Annotated in this window: 21 protein-coding genes; 12 read left to right on the top strand and 9 right to left on the bottom strand. The window is 63.0% G+C overall.

The features are described 5' to 3' along the window. Positions 1–1,786 (bottom strand): DUF2213 domain-containing protein (locus EOA28_RS01160; protein ID WP_128314410.1); only part of this gene is annotated, 1,786 nt, incomplete at its 3' end. A gap of 79 nt (positions 1,787–1,865) precedes the next feature. Between EOA28_RS01160 and EOA28_RS01155 the strand changes: the two genes are divergently transcribed. The 3 genes from EOA28_RS01155 to EOA28_RS01145 all read left to right on the top strand — a co-directional run bounded on the left by EOA28_RS01155 (position 1,866) and on the right by EOA28_RS01145 (position 3,255). Next, positions 1,866–2,120 carry a type II toxin-antitoxin system HicA family toxin gene (locus EOA28_RS01155; protein ID WP_128314409.1) on the top strand — a complete coding sequence of 85 codons (255 nt, stop codon included), beginning with the start codon at positions 1,866–1,868 and terminating at the stop codon, positions 2,118–2,120. Next, positions 2,117–2,482, top strand: a complete 366-nt coding sequence (locus EOA28_RS01150; protein WP_128314408.1) for a type II toxin-antitoxin system HicB family antitoxin — start codon at positions 2,117–2,119, stop codon at positions 2,480–2,482. Before EOA28_RS01155 ends, EOA28_RS01150 begins: the two co-directional genes overlap by 4 nt. A 293-nt stretch (positions 2,483–2,775) precedes the next feature. Continuing rightward, positions 2,776–3,255: a toll/interleukin-1 receptor domain-containing protein gene (locus EOA28_RS01145; RefSeq protein WP_348633419.1), complete on the top strand. Its 480-nt coding sequence runs from the start codon at positions 2,776–2,778 to the stop codon at positions 3,253–3,255. Here the strand turns inward: EOA28_RS01145 and EOA28_RS01140 are convergent. Together EOA28_RS01140 and EOA28_RS01135 are read right to left on the bottom strand one after the other, a co-directional pair. Then, positions 3,252–4,073, bottom strand: coding sequence for a phage minor head protein (locus EOA28_RS01140; RefSeq protein ID WP_210214905.1), 822 nt, complete (start codon positions 4,071–4,073; stop codon positions 3,252–3,254). The genes EOA28_RS01145 and EOA28_RS01140 overlap by 4 nt on opposite strands. Before the next feature lie 78 nt (positions 4,074–4,151). Then, on the bottom strand, positions 4,152–4,340 hold the full coding sequence (locus EOA28_RS01135) for a hypothetical protein (RefSeq protein WP_128314406.1): 189 nt from the start codon (positions 4,338–4,340) through the stop codon (positions 4,152–4,154). A gap of 359 nt (positions 4,341–4,699) precedes the next feature. On the opposite strand from EOA28_RS01135, the gene EOA28_RS01130 reads away from it, so the two are divergent. After that, the gene (locus tag EOA28_RS01130; RefSeq protein WP_128314405.1) at positions 4,700–4,918 is read left to right on the top strand and encodes a hypothetical protein; all 219 of its coding nucleotides are present in this window, start codon (positions 4,700–4,702) and stop codon (positions 4,916–4,918) included. A gap of 22 nt (positions 4,919–4,940) precedes the next feature. Here EOA28_RS01130 and EOA28_RS01125 read toward each other — a convergent pair whose 3' ends face one another. The 6 genes from EOA28_RS01125 to EOA28_RS01105 form a co-directional block, all read right to left on the bottom strand. Then, the gene (locus EOA28_RS01125; RefSeq protein WP_210214904.1) at positions 4,941–6,533 is read right to left on the bottom strand and encodes a DUF1073 domain-containing protein; all 1,593 of its coding nucleotides are present in this window, start codon (positions 6,531–6,533) and stop codon (positions 4,941–4,943) included. Further along, on the bottom strand, positions 6,530–8,179 hold the full coding sequence (gene terL / locus EOA28_RS01120; RefSeq protein WP_245501442.1) for a phage terminase large subunit: 1,650 nt from the start codon (positions 8,177–8,179) through the stop codon (positions 6,530–6,532). Before terL ends, EOA28_RS01125 begins: the two co-directional genes overlap by 4 nt. Positions 8,180–8,184: 5 nt before the next feature. Beyond that, complete coding sequence (locus EOA28_RS01115; protein ID WP_128314404.1) at positions 8,185–8,778, bottom strand: helix-turn-helix domain-containing protein; 594 nt, start codon at positions 8,776–8,778, stop codon at positions 8,185–8,187. A gap of 225 nt (positions 8,779–9,003) precedes the next feature. Then, complete coding sequence (locus EOA28_RS38590) at positions 9,004–9,174, bottom strand: hypothetical protein (protein ID WP_189341876.1); 171 nt, start codon at positions 9,172–9,174, stop codon at positions 9,004–9,006. Beyond that, positions 9,164–9,904: a ParB N-terminal domain-containing protein gene (locus EOA28_RS01110; RefSeq protein ID WP_189341875.1), complete on the bottom strand. Its 741-nt coding sequence runs from the start codon at positions 9,902–9,904 to the stop codon at positions 9,164–9,166. The genes EOA28_RS38590 and EOA28_RS01110 overlap by 11 nt, the downstream gene beginning before the upstream one ends. Beyond that, a complete protein-coding gene (locus tag EOA28_RS01105) occupies positions 9,882–11,051 on the bottom strand; it encodes a hypothetical protein (RefSeq protein ID WP_128314402.1) in 1,170 nt (389 codons plus the stop codon). The genes EOA28_RS01110 and EOA28_RS01105 overlap by 23 nt, the downstream gene beginning before the upstream one ends. Positions 11,052–11,293: 242 nt before the next feature. Between EOA28_RS01105 and EOA28_RS01100 the strand changes: the two genes are divergently transcribed. The 8 genes from EOA28_RS01100 to EOA28_RS01075 all read left to right on the top strand — a co-directional run bounded on the left by EOA28_RS01100 (position 11,294) and on the right by EOA28_RS01075 (position 16,188). After that, positions 11,294–11,545, top strand: a complete 252-nt coding sequence (locus EOA28_RS01100; RefSeq protein WP_128314401.1) for a hypothetical protein — start codon at positions 11,294–11,296, stop codon at positions 11,543–11,545. Between the two features lie 128 nt (positions 11,546–11,673). Further along, positions 11,674–12,111: a hypothetical protein gene (locus EOA28_RS01095; protein WP_128314400.1), complete on the top strand. Its 438-nt coding sequence runs from the start codon at positions 11,674–11,676 to the stop codon at positions 12,109–12,111. Beyond that, positions 12,111–12,365 (top strand): hypothetical protein, encoded by a 255-nt coding sequence (locus tag EOA28_RS01090; protein WP_128314399.1) that lies wholly within the window; start codon positions 12,111–12,113, stop codon positions 12,363–12,365. The genes EOA28_RS01095 and EOA28_RS01090 overlap by 1 nt, the downstream gene beginning before the upstream one ends. Further along, the gene (locus EOA28_RS01085; protein WP_128314398.1) at positions 12,352–13,086 is read left to right on the top strand and encodes a DNA N-6-adenine-methyltransferase; all 735 of its coding nucleotides are present in this window, start codon (positions 12,352–12,354) and stop codon (positions 13,084–13,086) included. The genes EOA28_RS01090 and EOA28_RS01085 overlap by 14 nt, the downstream gene beginning before the upstream one ends. Further along, positions 13,086–13,946 carry a hypothetical protein gene (locus EOA28_RS01080; RefSeq protein ID WP_128314397.1) on the top strand — a complete coding sequence of 287 codons (861 nt, stop codon included), beginning with the start codon at positions 13,086–13,088 and terminating at the stop codon, positions 13,944–13,946. Before EOA28_RS01085 ends, EOA28_RS01080 begins: the two co-directional genes overlap by 1 nt. 302 nt (positions 13,947–14,248) lie before the next feature. Then, positions 14,249–14,401: a hypothetical protein gene (locus EOA28_RS38585; protein WP_189341874.1), complete on the top strand. Its 153-nt coding sequence runs from the start codon at positions 14,249–14,251 to the stop codon at positions 14,399–14,401. A 75-nt stretch (positions 14,402–14,476) separates the two neighbouring features. After that, on the top strand, positions 14,477–14,620 hold the full coding sequence (locus EOA28_RS38580) for a hypothetical protein (RefSeq protein ID WP_189341873.1): 144 nt from the start codon (positions 14,477–14,479) through the stop codon (positions 14,618–14,620). Beyond that, positions 14,617–16,188, top strand: coding sequence for a DUF4942 domain-containing protein (locus EOA28_RS01075; RefSeq protein WP_128314396.1), 1,572 nt, complete (start codon positions 14,617–14,619; stop codon positions 16,186–16,188). Before EOA28_RS38580 ends, EOA28_RS01075 begins: the two co-directional genes overlap by 4 nt. Positions 16,189–16,191 lie beyond the last annotated feature (3 nt).

Genomic DNA, 16,191 nt, shown 5'->3' with positions numbered 1-16,191 from the left:
CGTCCTCGGCGCTGTCATGGGCCATGGCGAGCTTGCCGATATAGGGGCGCACGGCCTCTTCGGCGGCGCGGACGTCCTTGGCGGTCTGGAGCATCTCGGCGCGGATCTCCGTCTTGGCCTTGGCGACGGCGGCGGAGATGGCGGAGTCCATCGCCTTTTTCTTCTCCTCCTCGTCTTCCTTTTCGGCGTCCTCGGCCGCTTTCTTGCGCTCCTCCTCCTCGGCGGCGTCCTCGGCGGCCTTCTTCTTCTTGGCCTCCTCGTCGTCGTCATCCTCGTCCATAGCCTCCTGTGCGTCGGCCTCTTCGTCGAGAGCGAGCAGGAGCCCGTCGAGACCGTCGAGCTTGGCGTCAGCGGCGAGCTTGCCCTTCGTGGCCTTGGCGACCGCTTCGATGAGCGCGGGACGCTTGGCCTTGAAGTTCTTGGCGGTGATGTCGGCCAGCGCCGGGCGCAGATCGATCTTCTGATCGGCTGCCAGCTTGGGCATGACGTGGGCAAGGATCGCGCCGTGGGCGACGGACGCCATGCGCGACAGCAGTGCTGTTTTCTTCATCGTGATGATCTCCATTTTGCTGTCGCCGACTACAACATCAGGCCCGGCGCGGCCTTCCTCGACCAAGGCGACGTGATTGCCGGAAATGTCCCGCATCACGCCGTCGTAGGATTCTCCTGCAAGCGTTCCGGGCGTCATGTCGGCCCGGTAGCGATAGCTGCTCGAAAGTTCTTTCTGCCGATCGGATTCGATCAGCGCGATTGCAGCGCCATCCCAGATGCTGAGCGGCGCCATGAGATAGGGGGCATGAAACTCGACGGCATCGCCGAGCGCGCCGACCACGGCTTCGCGCGGGTGCTCCTTGGCGCTGACGGGAATGTGCTTGAGCAGAAGCGGCTTGCCGACGAAGGTCGGGGCGGCTTTCGCCAGCTCATCGGCATCGCGATAGAGCTTGTAGATGCGCTCCGGATCGAGCCCCAGCGCCTCGAAATCCGGGATTTCGCGGCCATAGTACGGGCAGACGTTGGCCTTGGAAATCGGCGTCATCTCGACGCGCAGATGGCCGTCCTGGTCGAACGAACGCACGCTGTTGCGATCCATGGCGAGCGCGTCGTTGGCCTGCGCCACCGCGCCCGTTCCGCGGCATTCGTCGCACACGATACCAGGTCCAGCGACCTCGCCGGTACCGCCGCAAATCGGGCAGGCGCCCTCGATCACGATGTCTTCGCCCTTCGTCCACTTCACGAAGTTGGAGCGCAGCGAGTCCCACGCTTCGGGCGACATGTCGGCGGCGATGCCGAAGCGCTCGCCCAGCATGTCGCGCAGGCCGGGATGCAGCGGCTCGGGCAGCGAGCGAAGGGGAGCCCAGGCATAGCCGGAATGCTCGGCCGACAGCGTCGGCTGGAATTTCTCGACCACCGGCTGGGCATAGGTGTAGTGCAGCCAGCCGTTCGGCGTGGAGCGAACGTCGAGCAGTTGAGCGGGGCCGGCCTCCAGAAACAGCTCAGGGCCGGTGGCTTCCTCATCAATCTCGCGCTGCGCTGTCTGGAGAGGTGTTTCGCCTTCATCCGACTTGCCACCCGGCCAGCACCAGTGGCCGGGCCAGCTGGTGTCGTTCGACGAGCGGCGGAGCACCAGGACATCGCCATCGGGCGCGACGAGCATCAGAGAGGCCGCCTGCCCCGCGCTGTCCTTGCCGACGAACTCTTCACCGACCGCTTTCGGGATGCCGAGAACGCCCCGGCCCTCGGCCGCTGCGTACATTGCGCGGCGTTGAGCCTCAGAGGTGGCGGGCATTTGCTTTCGTACCTATCTTTGATGGCAAGTGCATGCATTTTCTGCTTGCACATTCGGAGTGCATGCATATATTGCATGCATGAACAACAAGCACAAAAAGACCCTCGCGGCGGTGTTCGCCAACCCGGTTTCGGGCACCATTGCCTGGGCGGATATCGAGAGTCTGCTGCTTGCTGTGGGTTGCAAGACTATCGAGGGAAACGGCTCCCGGGTCCGCTTCACCTTCGATGGCCATATTGGCACCTTCCACCGCCCTCACCCGGCTAAGGAAGCGAAGCAATATCAGGTCAAGGACGCCAGAGCGTTCCTTACGCAGATAGGAGTCACACCATGAAGGCCATGATTTACAACGGATACGCCGCACGGATCGAGTTCGATGCCGAAGATGAAATCTTCACCGGCAGGATCGCTGGCATCCGCGATGTAGTCGGCTTCCACGCTGACACCGTCGCGGGTCTAAAGGCGGCCTTCCACGAAGCCGTAGATGACTATGTAGAGACCTGCAAAAAGGTCGGCAAAGAGCCTCAGAAACCCTTCTCCGGCAATCTAATGCTGCGTGTTGATCCAGAGCTTCATTCAAAGGTCGCCATCGCTGCAGAGTTGGCTGGTAAGAGCCTTAACGAGTGGGGTCAGGAAGCGCTGTCGAAGGCCGCCGAACAAGAAGACAACTATGCAGAGGCCCGGTTAGGCGCCTAAGGCGCCAGTTAACCGCTCGCCCCTGGTCTATATGTCGTCTAACGATCTTGAGGAGCGACGACCACATGGCTAGATGCACAGCACCATACCAGGGCCACCGCACAGCGAGCGGACGAGCGGCCTGCCCCGCGTGCGGTGGTAGCTACGGCAGCCGCTACAGCGGTTACAGCAGCTATTCGTCGTACTCACCAGCCTCCTACTCCTCGTCGGGAAGCAGCGGCGTCAGCCGGAGCAGCGGCGGCGGGTCCGGCGGCAGCACAAGGCCGAGATGGTCGCGAGCCGGCTCGCCAGTGATGTACACGCCTGCTGAGGTGCGCACACTCACACCGTTCCGCGACACCGTCGAAAAGCGGCCGCCCCTTCCTGACCGCCTAGATATATTTCTCTGCCACGCGTGGGATGACCGGCAGGGAGCGGCGAAGGATCTCCACGACCTGCTGGTTTTCCGAAGCGTTAGCGTCTGGTTTAGCGAGAAAGACGTTGTTCTTGGTTCTCCACTGCTGCGTGAGATCGACAAGGGACTGGCGAGGACGCGGGTCGGGATCGTACTGGTGACCCCTGCCTTTCTGGATCGTATCCGGAGCGGCGGCATTGCCGAAAAGGAGCTTTCGACACTGTTGGCGCGCGATCTGCTCGTCCCGATCGTGCATAACACGACCTACGAAGCTCTTCGCGAGGTCAGTCCTATGCTCGCGTCGCGTAGCGGTCTCAGCACTGCGGAAAATTCGATGGCCGACGTCGCGGCCAAGCTCGCCGAGCTGGTCGCGCCCTAGGAGAATCCCTTGATGACCGGTTTTCCGACACAGCGGCAACCGGGCTCCTCGCCAGGCCGGACGAAGCGTTTGACGGCCGGGTCATACCACCCGGCCGAAATCTTGTAGCGGACCTTCTCGCGGCCAGCCTGGACATGCGTGGGGCGAGATTCCTTGCCGCCGCCGCTATGGTGCCACTCAGCTTCATCGATACCGAGTTCGAGCTGACGCGCGGTGTTGAAGGCCGCTGTCGCCTTGTTGTTCTGGTCGAGCGCGATGAAAGCGGCCCGGCGCCGCGTGATGCCGGAATATCGCTCGAGATCCTGCACCAGGCCGGAGAGGTCGCGGCCGGTCTGCACCGAACGCATCACCGCGCCTTCGACCTGGTCGAAATACTGCGACGGGATCGACTTGATCAGCGCCACATTGGCGTGAATCGTCGCGTCGACGACGTCGCGCATCGCGGCCGTCATCTTGAATTCGACCGATATGCCGCCATCGCGCAGGATCTTGCGCAGCGCGGCACTCGAACGTTGCTCGACCGAGAGCGCGAAATAGTCGCCGAGCTTCACCGCGGCGACGTCGAAGCGCTTGGTCCAGTGCGCGGCAAGCTTGCGGATCGATCGGCGGAGTGCATCCGCTGGCGTCTCATCCTGCGCTATGCGGGGCGTATTGGCACGGTAGGAGGCTTTCAGCCAGTAGATCACGCTGTCGCTCATGGCGTCGATCAAGCGCGTCAGACGGCCCCTATAGGCCGTCTCGATCCCGACGTTGGGTCGGACCGGGCGAAGCACCTTTTCGTTGCGCTTGGCCGTGCGACGACTTTGCAGGCTGGACATCACGATCCCTCAGCGTCTCGGCGATCTCGCGATCGTCGGGCGTCTGTGCTTTGAGGAGTTCCCAGAGGTGGAGCGTGATCAAGCGGTGCCGGCGTTGTCCGTGACGGAAGCCGCACTATCTGCCGGCTCCCCGGGCTTGGCAACACCCGCGTCCCAGACAAACCGTTCCAAACCGAGAACGGTTTCGACGATGTTGTTGCCGGTGACGCTGACGTCACGCCCCACGATTTCGAGCAGCCGAAGCCGGATTTCGCGCGCCTCGTTCATGCCGCGTCTTTCCTGGGCTCCTCGACGGGTAGCGGGTAAAGTTCGAAGTTTCGGGCTTCGTTGGGTGTTCCTCAAGCCACCGCACCGTAGCCGCCAATTCTCGCCATTGCGAAGCAAGGTCTCGATACAGGGAACGAAACTCATGCTCATTTGTCCCACGTGCGAGCTGGTCGCACATCTTGGCGTGATCTTCAAAGGTTTCATGTCGAGAGCGCATTAGTGGACTGTCCCCGAGTGAACCCAACAAGATTGGACCTTTTCAGTTTTTAGGTCCATAGTGTCGCCATCATCGGCAACGGCATTCGTTGGGCGTCGGTGGCTGAGAGATGTCGAGCTCCCGCCTGGGCCGGAGCGCCTCGATGTCGGATTTTCAATCACGAATTGCGTTGGCAGAAAAGCACGTCGCGAAAGGGCGCGAGCTTGTCGAACGGCAACGCCAACAGATCAGACGCATAGGAGCGCAGGGACGACAAAGCGCGGAGGCTGAACATTTGCTCACCCTATTCGAGCAAACCCTTGCGATTTTTGAGGATGACCTCGCCGCCCTCTTTCTGCGAAGTCAGGGCCAAGAGCCGTAGGCGGTTGCGATTGGGGCGGAATTCAATCTGACCCACTACCCCCGGCGCCCTCGATATCCTTGGCCGGAGAGCCGCCATTCGGCACCAGCCCATCCTCTTCCTCTTCGAGGAGGTCGGGCATGTCGTCGACGTCGATCGAGGAGAAGTCCGAGTCCGGATCGCCAGCAACGCGCTGGCGCGATTCCTCAGTCGAGATCACGCCAGCGTCGATCAGGATCACGTCGCGCTCGGCCTTTGTCTTTTCAACCTCCGCCGCTTCCTTCTCGTTGGTCTCTTCGAGCTTCTCGAACTCGAAGTCGATGCCGGGGTCGGGCTCGCCCCAGAGCGAGATCATCACCAGGCCGAGCACGCGATGGATCGGCTGGCGAAACAGGTGCTCCTGAAAGGAGTGGACGTAGTCGTAGAAGACCTGGATTTCGCCCTCCGAGGAGGCGTTGAGCCCCGCCGGCTGGACGCCAAGCAGCTTGACCAGCGGAATGTGGCTGACCGACGCCATATGCTCTTGCGCCTGCGCCTGGAGCACGTCGAGCCCGGAGAGTGGAGCCGCGACGTTCTTGAAGTCCTCGGTATCCTTATCGATCATCATCAGGCCGCGATTGGACCTGACCAAGTTGAAAAGTTCGGCGCGCCGGAAGAGCTGATCACCGTCGGCCTGCAGCGTCTCGCCGAGATTGGTGGCGAGGAGGAAGACGCTGAACATCGAGATGATGTCGTTCACCGACTGGCGGGTCTCCAGCCAGTTGTCGACATAGGGCTTGCACATCTGCGAGAGCGACAAGCCGCCGAACGAATAGGTCGGCTTCAACAGGTCGGGCACCTCGCGACCGATCAGGGTGATCAGGCGCGAGGTGTGGACGATCTTGGCCTGCACATACCAGCTGTCAGGCCGGTACCAGTTGTCCTTGAGCGGATCGTTCGAGTTGTAGTTGGTCGGATAGCACCAGACCGCCTCGACGGTGCGCAGCGCTTGGATGGGCTTCTTGGCGAACTTGGTGACGCTGAGCTTGTCCCAGCCGTTCCCGATCGGCTTTTGCAGCTCTTCAGGATCATCGGTATCGCCGGTGTCGATGTATATGTGACCGCGGCCGAAGAAACCATCCTGCTCGGCGGCGCGGCAGAACATGTCGCGCACGTTGAGGCGCTTGAACTCGGTCTCCAGCTCCGCGATCCTGTCGGCCTTGTCCTCGCCGTCGTTCGAGGTGAAGCGGATCCATTTGCGCGTCATCTCGGTCGCGATGGTCTCGGAGATCACCCGGTATTCCGGGCGCTGCGCCAGCTCCGAGAGGTAGGCGTAGCCGAGGAAGGTGATCCCCTCCGAGAAGTAGCCGCTCAGCGCGAAGCCATTGGCCCATGACTGGACCGCGCCGACGGCGCTATCCATCGCCAGGCCTTTGCCCTCGGGCACGACGTCGGCGGGATGCTGCGGCAGGGTGAACACCCGCACGGGCTCTGACGGCGCGGTGCTCTGGGCGCGAAGAGCCGACAGCATCGCATCCGAGATGCGGGTCGGTCCGCGCGCACCAGGAGGCAGCGCGGCGATCGGCGCGACCTTTGCGGCCCCCGCAATGCGCTGGGCCTTCTTGCGCGCCTTTTTGTCCTTGCGCTTTTTGCTCATCGCGGCCCCGGCTGGCGGGCGCGGCGAAGCACGTCGTCGCTGATCACCATGGCCCCCTTGATGTTGAGCAGCCTCGTAAAGGCGCCGGAAGAAGCGTCGACCTGGTCCATCAGCTTGGAGGCTGGGAACAGGCAGAGTTCGTCGAGGTAGAGCGTGTTCCACTCCCCTTCGACGATGTAGACGTTGCCGTGTTCGCACTGCGCCGCGAACGGCTCGGCGCGCGTGACCTTGTCGCCGGTCTCGCCTTCGGCATGCACCTTGTAGCCGGCGAGCTGCGCGACGAAATCCTGCACCTGCGCCTTGCCGGCCTGACCAGGATCTTGCGGCAGGCTGATGTGGACCGTCTTGCCGTCGAGCGCGGCCTGCGTCTCGATCGTTTTGCGGACCGACTTGCCTTCCTCGCGCAGCGTCACGACGTGGCCGACATAGTAACGGCCCTCGGGATCGCGGCCGAGCTTGACGCCGGCGGTGCGAGCGCCGGTGCCGCCGCGCGTGCCGGCCAAGTCCCAATGGCGGACCCAGATCGTGCCCTTGGGCGCGGCCCTGACGATGCGGCCCTCAAACCAGGCACGCTGGAACATGCCGCCGGCGCGCGGCGCTGGCCGCTGCTGATACTGGCCCGCCACCGCATACGACGTCATGTCGTTGTAGAGCTGTTTCAGCTCATCGGGCGGGAAGCGGATCGGATCGAGGATCTCGCCGTCTTGCGTGCGAGGATCCTGCCGCCAGACGAGCTGGAGCTTGATCGCCTCGATCTCGGTGCGGCGCCCTTCCGGCAGATTGTCGTTCTCGCCGTACCAGTGCTGCTTGCTGGCGTCGTAGCGCGCCAGGATCGGCTCGCCGACGGAACTGGCAACCTTGAGCGGGGTGTAGCAGCACCGGTCGGGCTCGAACTGCATTGGCAGGCAGAGATGGACGTAATCCATCTTGCCGTCGAGGATGACGCCCGTGACGTCGGCCTCATGCAGGCGCTGCATGATGACGATGATGACGCTGCGCTTCTGGTCGTTCAGGCGGTTCTGCGCGCCTTCGCGAAATCGGCGGGTGGTGGCGGCGCGCTCGGTCGGCGATTCCGCCGTCTCGGTCGAGTGCGGATCGTCGATGATCAGGCGATCGCCGCGCTGCGAGGTGAGCGAGCCGAAAGCGATGCCTTCGCGCGTGCCGGTGTTGTCGTTGGCGAATGACGTCTCGGCGCGGCGGCTAAGCCGAACCTCGGGCCAGCGCGCCTGGTACCATTCCGACAGGATCAGATCGCGGCACTTGCGGGTGTCGCGGTTGACCGGCCCGTCGTTGTACGCCGTCGACAGATAGCGCATGCCGGGCCGGCCGGCCGGTCCCCACTCCCACGCTTGCAGGAAGACCGAGACGAGAAGCGACTTCGATGTGCCCGGCGGGACGTTGATGACGAGACGATTGCGCAGGCCCAGCTCGAGAAACTTGCCCTCGACCAGCGCCTGCAGATGGTCACAGACCACCTGCATGTGCCAGTTCCAGACAAGGTCCTTGCCGGGTTCGAGCACCTGCCAGGCAATCTTGACGAACTCGGCGAACGATCCCTTGGCCTTGCGCCGGTCTCGCTCGATCAGCAGGTCTTCGAGGTCGGGGGCAATGAGCGGCGCGCGGGCGGCGGCAGACTTCTGCGCCATTTAATTCACCCTTGCGCTTCGGCGGCCTTCCGTCGTTGCGCTGCCGCAATCAGGACGTCCAACTCCTCGTCGGTGTAGTCTTTCGGGTTCGCCTTCTGTTGCGTCTCGATCGGGCCGCCGTCCTTGCCGGTCTGCTCGACGCGGCGCACATACCCGCGATCCTTGCCCTTGAGCTCCAGGTACCAGCGCACGGTCTGCATGTCGCCGGCGCGGATCGCCATGATCACCTTGCCCTCGGCGATGTCCTTGATCTCGTCGTCGATCTCGGCCGCCGCATCGAGGGCAGGCTGGTGTTCGTTGAGGAACGCGTAGAGCGTGGTGCGGCTGACGTTCAGCTTGTCGGCCGCAACCGATTTGATGCCGCCATACTGGCGCAGCGTCTCGATGACGCGCGGCATATCCTTTTCGGTCAGCTTGGGCTGCGAGCCGCCGCCCTGGGGCCGCTCACCCTTCGCCCTTGGCTCGGCCTTGGGCTGCGGTGCCGGCTTTGCCGCGCCGGGCTTCGCCTTTGCCTTGCCGGCCTTGCCCTTCGGCGCCGGCTTTTTTTTCGCCGGTTTCGCCTTGGTCGACGATGTGACGGTCGCCTGCGTCTTGATCATCGAACGACTCGTGCGTGCGAGTGTTCAATCTGTTCGACGTGGCTCTTTTTTTTGCCACTGATCCCGGAACCCATCGACATCATGCCGCGAGCCGAACCGAATGCGATGATGCTGGTCAAATCCGGCTGCAAAGCCTTGCGGCGCATGACGTCTGCGAAAGTGCGCAAATCCGCAAACTGACCCGAATGCTTGCATGGTGGCACCATGCTGACCACCGACACTGCGTTACACACACGGGTATGCATCTGGATCACGGAAGCAGACGCGTGCGAGGCACACGACGAAGGTGAACGACAGGATGGCGAGCACCACGATGAACGGGGTGCCGAATGGCGGGCCGTCGCTGGGCGCTTCGGGCTTGGAAGGCGAGCCGCGCATGGGCAGATCATGCCGCATCGGATTTATCCTCCGCTTCCGCTTCGAGTTGATCCAGCCGCTCGCCGGCAAGGCGCGCCATGACTGAAAGGGCGATGCCTGAGTTGACGATGTTGAGCTGGCTCTTGGTGCGCACGATGGCGTCGAAGAAGTCGTCGAACCGCGACTGCGGCGCGGCATGGATGCGGAAGCGCTTCGCCCTTTTGGCGAGAGCGTCCATCTCGACCTCGAACCGCACGCGGTCTTCCGGCAGGAAGGAGAACAGCAGCTCGTCGTATTTGATGTTCGCCCCGCCGAGCGCGGTAGCACCTGGTCCCTTGTCGCCGGCGAGCACGCTGTCATCGAGCCCGGAGAACTTCTTCGCATCGATGTCGAGCGAGGCGTAGAGCTGGGCGAGCAGTGAGGCGTCATCCTCGCCGTTGATGGCGTTATGGCTGAGCTGGATCGCCACCTTGCGGGCCTCGCTCAACGGCGTGAGGATCATTAGGGCATCGCCCTCGACCACGCCGGCTTCGATGCCGGCCGCGCTGCGATGATGGCCCGACAGAATTTCCTCCGAGCCGTCCTTGTTGAGGCAGCAGAGGATGACGGACGTGACCGCGCCATCGATCTTGATATTTTCGACCAGGCGCTTGAACTTCGCCGGCGACATGTAGTGCGCGTTTTTCTCGCGCCGTTTGAGGGTGCGGTAGTCGACGCGGCGCAGCTCGATCTTGAGCTTCGACCAGTCAACGCTTGAAGTGCTTGCCATACCACCACTCGAACGCTTGCTGCGGCGTCTCATCGATGCGGGCGCCGACGTAATGCAGGCGAAACTTGCCTTCCGGCCCGTCGATCTCTTCCCGCTTGGTCTGCTCGAAGATGCCGCGATACTTCATCGAGACAGGATGGTCCGAAAACGCCGAGGTCTGCACCTTGTCGAACCGGTCGATGAAGCGCTTGCCCATGTCGCGCAGCAGCTCGCCGTTGCAGGCGAGCCTCGTGACGAGCTTGGACAGCCTGCCCTCGCGCGAGATGGCGAAGTCGGACAGCAGGTAGATCGACCGCTTGGCGAATTTGTCGAGGTTGTAGATCAGGCCGCCGACCAGCATGTCGTCGACCCGCACCAGATAGTTCACCATGCCAGGGGTGTGGGTGATGCCCTTTTTCAGGTAGACGTCCTTGAGGAACGTCATCTGGGCGGCATCGGCCCGGCCGATCGTCACGACCGAATCCGGCTTGATCTTGTCGAGGTCGATCGGCTTGTAGCGGAACGGCGCCGACCGCGGCACGAGCTGCAGGTAGGACGACTTGCCGGTCGACACGTAGCAGTAGTGCGGGTGGCCTCGGCCCGAGACGAATTCCAGCTCCGGTTTCAGATCGTCGTAAATCTGGTCCGAGAGGATGCAATACGGGACGCCGGCCTGTCGCACGCGCTCGATGAGGCCGCGCAGCGCCTTGGGATCGAACAGCTCATATCGAGGCGCGTCCCATTTGATGTTCTCAGCCAGGAACTCGAACATCTTTTCGTAGCCGCCCTTGTAGAACGGCGGGTAGGAGAAGATCGCGGCCTTGCGGTCGATGGCCTCCTCGAGATGCAGGATCCAGTCGCGCGGCGAATAGCTCTTGATCGGGATCATGCCCGGAAGCTTGCGCACCTTCTCCAGGGTGCGCTCGACATAGCTGCCGAAGTTCGCAACCAGGTGCTCGCGATGGCTGGTCTTGTAGGCGTTCGCCTTGCCGCCGGCGAAGCGGCCGAGATTGAAGCCGACGGCCAGCGCGGCGAGGCGCTGATCGGGCTCGCGAAAGTCGAACTCGTTCACGAAGTCGAGCGCGCCGTGAAACTCATAGTCTATCGGCTTGCCCAGCACGTAGCCGGCGATGGCTGACGAGTAGAGGCTGACGTCGTTGGAGTGCATCTCACGCCGGGGAATGTGGCGAGCGTGATCTGCTCGAACCGGAACGTTCCGGAGCAGCAGTTATAGACCCTGCCCCACTTGTCGACCTCAGAGACGCGAAGGATTTGCGCGATGCATTCCTTCGGCACAACGCCCTGAAACATGACGCAAAAAGCCTTGTTTTTTCTCTTGCATCGGAGGTGTAACCGAATAAGTTACTTGTAACCAGAACGGTTACTTTCCCTACCATGGACCCCAGACCAATGACCCTCAACGATCTCGCAGCCAGCCTCCATCAGAAGTCGGGCTTCGGCGGCGCGCGTCTCGAAGCGATCACCTTCGCCGCTGCCATCGGCATGTCCCGCTACGCCGGCGCCGAGCACCAGACCTATTTCAAGCAGCGCTTCGCCGAAACCATCGAAAAACTAAGCTCTAGCGACGCGCTTGATGTCGTTGGCTTCGTGGCGAAAGAGGCCGGAATTCAGCCCTCGCCGAGCGGCTTCGACACCATCTGATTTTCGGGGACTGGCCGAATCGCGAAGCAATATCAGGCTGCGCGATTTCTGCATGCCCCCCTGGCTTTTTGTCAAGCGTGTTTCGCAACCATTTTGGCAACAATCCCCTACCACGGAGACCAGAGACTATGGCCCACTACCTATCGCCTACCGGAAGCGCGATCACCGGAACCTTGGAGCGGCTGACCTGCCGCGCTCACATCAGCGACATCGACCCCGAGACGGGCGAGCCGGAGTATGCCGGCGGCACCGAAATCTTCTGGAACGACATCCAGACCGCCAAGCGCAACGGCAAGATCATCTTCCTCGACGAGGAGGGTGATGAGTGGACTTTCGATCAGCTCACCCGCGAGGACGTCGACGAGGAGGAGGAAGACGACGGGTGTCCCAAGGGTGATCCCGAATGCCTCGGCAGCAACGGCGACCGCCATGATGCTTGCGAGGCTCCCGCAGAGCGCAAGCACGTCCAGCAGGTGGAGCTACAGGAGATCGTCGACGGTGCCTACGGCGACGGGCCATTTACCCGTGGCGCAGCGCGCGACTTGCTCAAGAAAGAGCAGCGCTGATGGCACGCTACCTCGTCACATGGGAGATCGACTACGAGGGCGAAGGCGATCCCGAAGCCGCCGCCCGCTGGGCTTGGGATATCCTGCGCAAGCCGCACTGCACCGCAAACGTCTTCACGATGGTCGATGAAGACGGGAACGAAACCAAGATCGACCTGGCCGAGCTCGACGAGGCGCGGCTGGAGAATTCTATCAGCAGCGTCGGCGACGTGCTGCGCAGGCTGACCGAGGAGGCTTCCCATGCCCATCGGTAGCCACCAATCCGCGGCGGCCGGCACCGACGTCTGGCTCACCCCTCCCGAGATCCTGGCCGCGCTTGGCGGCGCTGGGAGCTTCGACCTCGATCCATGCGCGCCGCTCGATCGGCCGTGGGACATGGCGCGCCAGCACTACACCATCGCCGACAACGGTCTAGCTCGGCCCTGGCACGGTCGCGTGTGGCTCAACCCCCCATACTCGAACAACGTGATCGGCCGCTGGATGGGCCGTATGGCCGACCACGCTCATGGAATCGCGCTGATCTTCGCGCGCACCGAAACGCAGGTGTTCCATGAGTTCGTGTGGCGCGCGGCCGACGCGCTCCTCTTCATGGAGGGGCGGCTGCATTTCCACGATGCGGCCGGGACTCGAGCCAAGGCCAACGCCGGCGCGCCGTCGGTGTTCTGCGCCTATGGCTCCGATGATGCTGACCGTCTTGCGGCCAGCGGCATTCCCGGCGCGTTCGTGCCGCTGCGCCTGCGGTCGCTCATCTTCGGCTTCGCCTCCGTCGGCTCGTGGGTCGACGAGGTGTTGAAGGTGATGCAGCGCGCCGGCGAGGCCATGCGGCTTGACGATCTCTACCGAGCCTTGGCCGAGAACCCGAAGTCCGGCCGCAATCCGAACTGGCGGGCAAAGGTCCGGCAGACGCTCCAGCGCGGCCCGTTCGAACCGCTGGGCGATGGCGTCTGGAAGGTCGCCGAGGGGAGGCTGCTCTGATGGCTAAGACCGCAAAGCCGAAAGCACCAGCCAAGAAATACCCTTGGCAGATCGAGGCCGAGAAGCGCGGGCAGGAGATCGCGGAGAATGTCGCCATGCTGCGCGACGGGTCCGACGAATATCTGGTCGGCATCGCCCGCGAAGCCCTCCACCACTACCACGCCGCGATGATGGCCTGCGACAAGCCCGGCCGTCTGCCCTACGAGCTGGTGATCGAGGCGTGTGTCGAGACGCTCTACCGCATTGAGCGCTACGGCTACAGCGAAGACGGTGGGAACGGGACGAGGTACACGCCCGCGACATGCCGATCCCGCTTCAACTGCTGGAACTCGGCATCCGCGTGGCTCGGCAAGCAGTTGGCCGCGCCGGATGGCGAAATCCCGATGCACGGCCAGCCCGGTCGGTTCATGCTCACCATCCAGGGTTGTCGAACCGACGTGCGCTATCCTGGCGTCTTCGGGGGCGCCGGGCTCGACGGCCGGGTGATTGACCTCGACCGGCCGTTTTTCAGCGAGACCGGCTTCCGCTCCTTCACCGGCGGCGGGCTATCCCGCGAGCGCTGGTTCGTCGACGAGGCAATGCCCGTCGACGAGATGCTGACGATCGTGATGGAGCAGAACCTGCTCATCGATCATCACGGCAAGACAACGGCAAAGTGCAAGCTCCACAACCCGCCATTCGGCCTCGCCTATTGGGAGGGCAATAAGCGGCACGACGCCGACGACAGCCGCCTCCGTGAGGAGCGCCGCAACGATCCCGCCTACCAGCCCGGCGGCTTCATCGCCGCTCTACCAGGTCTCCGTTCCCTCGGTGTCGCTTCGAGACAAGAAGCTTCCGGCCAATTCGCCTTCGCGTTTTAAGAGGACTCCCCATGAAAGACATGACGCCCGGCGCACTCGCGTGCGTACTCATCCTCGTCATTTAGGCGTTCGTCACCAACCGCATTTTGGGCGTGGCAGTCGCCATCGTCTGCGTCATCTGGGCGGCGATCGACTACCGGCGCGAGCAACGCGACAAACGCGATGGGGACCGCTAGGGCCGCTTCCCCGATATCTGCACTTGGGCGAACACGATCTTTTGTCCGTGTCCACATTGTAACCAATTTGGTTACAGGCTAAGTTCTTGTGGTTACAAGGTTTTCCCCTACCACGGAGACGAGTCGATGCCCTACTGCGACGACTGCCTGAGCCCCTTCCCCTTCGATGACAGCGAAAGCTGCCGCTGCCCTTCCTGCCGCGAGCGGCTGGCCGACCTCCAGGCCGCCGAAACGGACGTGGAAGTTCCCGCAACAGCAGAAGGAAGCGCGATGCACTGAGAGCGACAACAACCCTTCGATAGAGCGGCGGGAGTCGTCCCGTCGCTCCCGCTCCCTACCACAGAGACCAGGACCATGACCGAGAAGCCCACCGAATACGTATTCACGCTGCCCGACGGCAGCAAGCGCTACGAGATCGTGATCGGCCGCAAAGACATCTTCACCTTCCAGAAGATGCACGGCGCCCTCAGCGCAAAGCCCGTGGAGGCGAAGCCATGAACGCGCTGATCCCCCGCAACACGGTCGAGCAGATCGTCGCCTATCGCGACGCAGCCGTGGCCGCCTACCATGGCGCATTCGCCTCGATGGAGCAGGCCGACCGGGAATTGAAGAAGGCGGCGGCGCTGTGGAAAGCTGCCGCCGGCGAGCATGCCTGCTCCAGGTACGGCGACCGCGACAACCGCGAGGTGCGGGCGTTTTTCGAGGCCGTCGACCTGCCCGACGCCGAGCAGTGGAAGCGGACCGCCATCCGCCTGATCGACATCTCGTGCTGGAACTATCTGGTCAAAATGACGGACCTGGAAGTCCTGATGGACAAGCAGGCCAAGGACGAGCTGCGCGACACGTTGAAGTGGGTGCCGGAGCGCTACGACCACCGGCACGGCGACGGCAAGGAGCTGATGAACCTCGACGAGATTATGGGGATTCCGCCGGTCACCGTCGACAACGTGTACGCCACCATCGAGAAGTGGGCCGGCGAATCCGAGATGATCTTCCGCCGCGGCATAGCGACGGCCTTCTCCAAGTTGGATCGCCGGTTCCGGTCTCACGACGGCTTCAAGGTCGGCAGCCGCATGATCTTGACCTATGCCTTCGACCGCGACCATGGCCACGTTTCGTGGGGCGGCACATGGGACACGGTGCGCGATATCGAACGCACTTTCGCCGTGCTCGACGGCAAGAAGCCGTCCTATAACAGCATCGAGAATGTGGTGCGCGCCGAGCGCAAGGGCTTCCAACCACAGCAGTCCGAACATCACGGCGAGTATTTCAGGATTGTCGCCTACAAGAACGGCAACGCTCACCTCTGGTTCACCCGCAATGACCTGGTGGAAAAGGTCAACAAGATGCTCGCCGAATTCTATGGCGAGGTGATCGGCGACGGACAGACCCAGGAACCGGACGACCTTTTCCGCAATCGGAAGACCACGCCGGCGAAGAACTTCGGTTTCTTTCCGACACCGGATGCCGCGGCCGAGGAGTTGCTTAAGGGCATCACCCTGCTCCAGCCCATCGAGAAGCCGCGCCTTCGGATTCTGGAGCCTAGCGCCGGCACCGGCAATCTGGCGCGCCGCTGCCTCACCAGCATCAAGGAATTCGGCGATCATTCGGGCTATGGGGACGAGGCCCGGATGGACCGCTGGCGCAGGGAACACCGCTACGACAACCAGGTCGATTGCGTGGAGCTCCAGCCAGCGCTTGCCGCAGCGCTCGAGGCGCAGGGCACATACCGCAAGGTGTACGCCGCCGACTTCCTGGCGCTCCGCCCCTCCGTGACGGGGAAATACGATCGCATCATCATGAACCCGCCGTTCGACATGGAGCGGGATATCGACCACGTCATGCACGCCCTCGACTTCCTCGAGGATGGCGGGTGCCTCGCCGCGATCATGTCGGCCGGCACCGAGTTTCGCGCGACCCGCAAGGCCGTCGCTTTTCGGGCTTTGATCGAGAAGCTGAACGGCCAGTTCCGCGATCTGCCTAACGGCTCTTTCGCCGAGGTCGGGACCTACGTGAACACCATCACCGTCAAGGTCTGGAAGGACGGCCGCAAAAGCTACTTTTAGCTT

Origin of the sequence: Mesorhizobium sp. M2A.F.Ca.ET.067.02.1.1 (assembly GCF_004023285.1) — a bacterium.
Taxonomy (GTDB): domain Bacteria; phylum Pseudomonadota; class Alphaproteobacteria; order Rhizobiales; family Rhizobiaceae; genus Mesorhizobium.
Note: the sequence above shows the minus strand (reverse complement) of the source record. Positions and strands in the feature narration are given on the sequence as shown.

Excerpts from the sequence above, each read along its gene's own strand:
- EOA28_RS01155 (WP_128314409.1), top strand. The coding sequence starts at position 1,866 with ATGAACAACAAGCACAAAAAGACCCTCGCGGCGGTGTTCGCCAACCCG.
- EOA28_RS01150 (WP_128314408.1), top strand. The coding sequence starts at position 2,117 with ATGAAGGCCATGATTTACAACGGATACGCCGCACGGATCGAGTTCGAT.
- EOA28_RS01145 (WP_348633419.1), top strand. The coding sequence starts at position 2,776 with ATGTACACGCCTGCTGAGGTGCGCACACTCACACCGTTCCGCGACACC.
- EOA28_RS01140 (WP_210214905.1), bottom strand. The coding sequence starts at position 4,073 with ATGTCCAGCCTGCAAAGTCGTCGCACGGCCAAGCGCAACGAAAAGGTG.
- EOA28_RS01135 (WP_128314406.1), bottom strand. The coding sequence starts at position 4,340 with ATGAACGAGGCGCGCGAAATCCGGCTTCGGCTGCTCGAAATCGTGGGG.
- EOA28_RS01130 (WP_128314405.1), top strand. The coding sequence starts at position 4,700 with ATGTCGGATTTTCAATCACGAATTGCGTTGGCAGAAAAGCACGTCGCG.
- EOA28_RS01125 (WP_210214904.1), bottom strand. The coding sequence starts at position 6,533 with ATGAGCAAAAAGCGCAAGGACAAAAAGGCGCGCAAGAAGGCCCAGCGC.
- terL (WP_245501442.1), bottom strand. The coding sequence starts at position 8,179 with ATGGCGCAGAAGTCTGCCGCCGCCCGCGCGCCGCTCATTGCCCCCGAC.
- EOA28_RS01115 (WP_128314404.1), bottom strand. The coding sequence starts at position 8,778 with ATGATCAAGACGCAGGCGACCGTCACATCGTCGACCAAGGCGAAACCG.
- EOA28_RS38590 (WP_189341876.1), bottom strand. The coding sequence starts at position 9,174 with ATGCGGCATGATCTGCCCATGCGCGGCTCGCCTTCCAAGCCCGAAGCG.
- EOA28_RS01110 (WP_189341875.1), bottom strand. The coding sequence starts at position 9,904 with ATGGCAAGCACTTCAAGCGTTGACTGGTCGAAGCTCAAGATCGAGCTG.
- EOA28_RS01105 (WP_128314402.1), bottom strand. The coding sequence starts at position 11,051 with ATGCACTCCAACGACGTCAGCCTCTACTCGTCAGCCATCGCCGGCTAC.
- EOA28_RS01100 (WP_128314401.1), top strand. The coding sequence starts at position 11,294 with ATGACCCTCAACGATCTCGCAGCCAGCCTCCATCAGAAGTCGGGCTTC.
- EOA28_RS01095 (WP_128314400.1), top strand. The coding sequence starts at position 11,674 with ATGGCCCACTACCTATCGCCTACCGGAAGCGCGATCACCGGAACCTTG.
- EOA28_RS01090 (WP_128314399.1), top strand. The coding sequence starts at position 12,111 with ATGGCACGCTACCTCGTCACATGGGAGATCGACTACGAGGGCGAAGGC.
- EOA28_RS01085 (WP_128314398.1), top strand. The coding sequence starts at position 12,352 with ATGCCCATCGGTAGCCACCAATCCGCGGCGGCCGGCACCGACGTCTGG.
- EOA28_RS01080 (WP_128314397.1), top strand. The coding sequence starts at position 13,086 with ATGGCTAAGACCGCAAAGCCGAAAGCACCAGCCAAGAAATACCCTTGG.
- EOA28_RS38585 (WP_189341874.1), top strand. The coding sequence starts at position 14,249 with ATGCCCTACTGCGACGACTGCCTGAGCCCCTTCCCCTTCGATGACAGC.
- EOA28_RS38580 (WP_189341873.1), top strand. The coding sequence starts at position 14,477 with ATGACCGAGAAGCCCACCGAATACGTATTCACGCTGCCCGACGGCAGC.
- EOA28_RS01075 (WP_128314396.1), top strand. The coding sequence starts at position 14,617 with ATGAACGCGCTGATCCCCCGCAACACGGTCGAGCAGATCGTCGCCTAT.